The sequence below is a fragment of the Streptomyces sp. WELS2 genome (genome assembly GCF_013870595.1).
In the GTDB taxonomy this organism is placed as follows: Bacteria; Actinomycetota; Actinomycetes; order Streptomycetales; family Streptomycetaceae; genus Streptomyces.
In genome coordinates, this window is record NZ_JACBWZ010000883.1 from 1 (window position 1) to 2,417 (window position 2,417).

The following is a 2,417-nucleotide window of genomic DNA, read 5'->3' on the forward strand; positions in this document are numbered from 1 at the left end:
ACCAGGTCACCCGCGCGCAGCAGCCCGGCCAGCCGCCGCCCAGCCCTGGTTCCCGCACGTCTGCGCCCCGTCGGCCTGACCGGTTCCCGGCGGCTGACCCTGCGCCGGTGAGACCCGTCCCGCTCGCACCGGACCGCTCCCCGCGACCGCCGGGCCCCGCGCGCTGTCCGGGCCCTACGATGAACCGATGCGCCGCTCCGACCCGACGCCGTACTGGAACACCAATGTCGCCCGGCACCCGGGCATCCTCCGTGCGGTTCCCGCCGGCTGCGGGGACGCGTTGGACGTCGGCTGCGGAGACGGTCTGCTGGCACGCCGTCTGGCCGGGCGGGCCGAGCGGGTCACGGGGATCGACAAGTCACCCCGGATGACCGCCCGCGCGCGGGAGCTCGCCGCCGGCGACCCGCGGCTCACCTTCGTCGAGGGCGACTTCCTGACCGCCGGTCTGCCGGACGCGGGATACGACTTCGTCTGCTCGGTGACCGCGATCCATCACATGGGCTTCGAGGCCGCCCTGGTCCGGATGCGGGAGTTGCTGCGGCCCGGCGGCACGCTGGTGGTGGTCGGTCTGGCTCGTGAGGAGGGCCCGGCGGAGTGGGCGGCGACGATCGCGGCCGCCCCGGTCGTACGGATCACGAAGGTGCTGCGCCGGGCGCGGGAGCCGGAGGGCATGCCGGTCGCCGTTCCCCGGATGAGCTACGGGCAGGTGCGGACCACGGCACGCCGGCTGTTGCCCGGTGTGCGCTATCGCCGTCATGTGCTCCGTCGGTACTCGCTGACCTGGCGGAAGCCCGGCCGCACAGGGCCGTGAAGGTCACGTCGTGTCGTCCGTGCGGCCGAAGCGGCGGGCCGTGCAGAGGAGGGCGGTGATCGCGGTCAGCAGGAGGACGCCCGCCTCCAGGGCAGGCGGTGGCTGCCAGGTGCCCCAGTGGACGCCGGGGGAAGCGGTGGGGCCGGTGGTGCGGCGCAGGAGGTCGGCGGCGTAGGCGAGCGGATTGAGGGCGGCCGTGGAGATCACCCAGGAGGGGAGAGTGGACAGGGGGACGAGTGCGCCCGATCCGAAGAGCAGGGGGGCGCTGGTCAGCGCCAGGAGCGTGCTGAAGGTCTCGGGCCGCCGGGTGTGTACGGCCGGTACGAGGGCGAGCGCGGTCAGTGTGAAGGCGGCCAGGGCCGGTTCCGCGAGGAGGGCGGCGAGCGGCAGGGGCCGGTAGGGCAGTCCGCCGGCCGGTGCCAGGGCGAGGTGGATGCCGTGTGTGCCCAGGGTGGCGCACAGCCGGGGCAGCCACTCGGCGCTGTCGGTCACCGGTACGGTGACCTCCTCGCCGCAGTCGAAGGCGGTGCGGCCGTGCGCGGTCCGGAGCAGGGCGGCGGCCCGCCGGTTGTCGCTGGTGCGCAGGCGTACGGTCTCCTGCCCGAGGGCGGATTTCAGGCCGGCGGGCGTGCCGTGGGCGACGATGCGGCCGTGGTCGATGATGGCGAGCCGGTCGCAGTACTCGGCCTCCTCCAGGTAGTGCGTGGTGACGAAGACGGTGATGTGCTCGTCCTCGCGCAGCCGGCGCAGGTGTTGCCACAGGCGGGCGCGGGCGGGCGGGTCGAGTCCGGCGGTCGGTTCGTCCAGGAAGAGCACGCGGGGTTCGTGCAGCAGGGCGCGGGCGATGCCGAGGCGGCGGCGCATGCCGCCGGAGAGGGTGCGTACCCGCGCGTGCCGGTGTTCGGCGAGCCGGGCGGCGCTCAGCACCTGGCCGGTGCGGGAGCGGGCGTCGGAGCGGGACAGACCGTGCAGGCGCGCGTGCAGTTGCAGGCTCTGGGCGCAGGTGAGGTCGGGTTCCAGGGCGCTGTACTGGAAGAGGACGCCGACGCGGCGGCGCACCAGGTGCGATTCGGTGAGCACGTTGGCCCCGGCGACCCAGGCCGCCCCCGCGCTGGGCCTCTTCAGCGCGCACAGCATGGACACGGTGGTGGACTTTCCCGCGCCGTTGGGGCCGAGGAAGGCGAACATCTCACCGGCCGCGACGGTCAGGTCCACACCCCGTACGGCGTCCCGGCCGCCGGGGTAGGTCTTGGCCAGTCCCCGGGCGTGGACCGCGTACGGCAGGGCGCGCCGGGTGCCCCGGCCGTCGGCGGCGGTGTCCGTGGCGGGGCCCTGGAGTCCGGTCATGAGCGGTTCCCGGTGAGCGGCAGGGGCGGGACGGTGATGACGGGCGTGTAGCCGCGTTCGTGTGCCGGTTCGCCCACGGGTTCGGAGCCGACGGCGACCCAGGCGTGGGTGCGGAAGGGTTCGGTGCGCACGCCGGTGCACCAGGTGGGCCAGGTTCCCCACGCCCGGCACAACAGGGCGGTGGCCAGGGAGCGTTGCAGGCAGCTGTGGTCGGCGGCGCAGCGCGGGCTGACGGTGATCACGGCCTGCCGGGCCGCGG

Annotated in this window: 3 protein-coding genes; 1 reads left to right on the forward strand and 2 read right to left on the reverse strand. The window is 74.8% G+C overall.

The features are described from left to right. Nucleotides 1-187 precede the first annotated feature (187 nt). Nucleotides 188-811: a bifunctional 2-polyprenyl-6-hydroxyphenol methylase/3-demethylubiquinol 3-O-methyltransferase UbiG gene (locus H5J33_RS31215; protein WP_181798122.1), complete on the forward strand. Its 624-nt coding sequence runs from the start codon at nucleotides 188-190 to the stop codon at nucleotides 809-811. A 3-nt stretch (nucleotides 812-814) separates the two neighbouring features. Here the strand turns inward: H5J33_RS31215 and H5J33_RS31220 are convergent, their stop codons facing one another. Beyond that, nucleotides 815-2,158, reverse strand: coding sequence for an ATP-binding cassette domain-containing protein (locus tag H5J33_RS31220; RefSeq protein WP_181798123.1), 1,344 nt, complete (start codon nucleotides 2,156-2,158; stop codon nucleotides 815-817). Then, nucleotides 2,155-2,417 (reverse strand): lasso peptide biosynthesis B2 protein (locus H5J33_RS31225; RefSeq protein ID WP_181798124.1); only part of this gene is annotated, 263 nt, incomplete at its 5' end. The genes H5J33_RS31225 and H5J33_RS31220, both read right to left, overlap by 4 nt.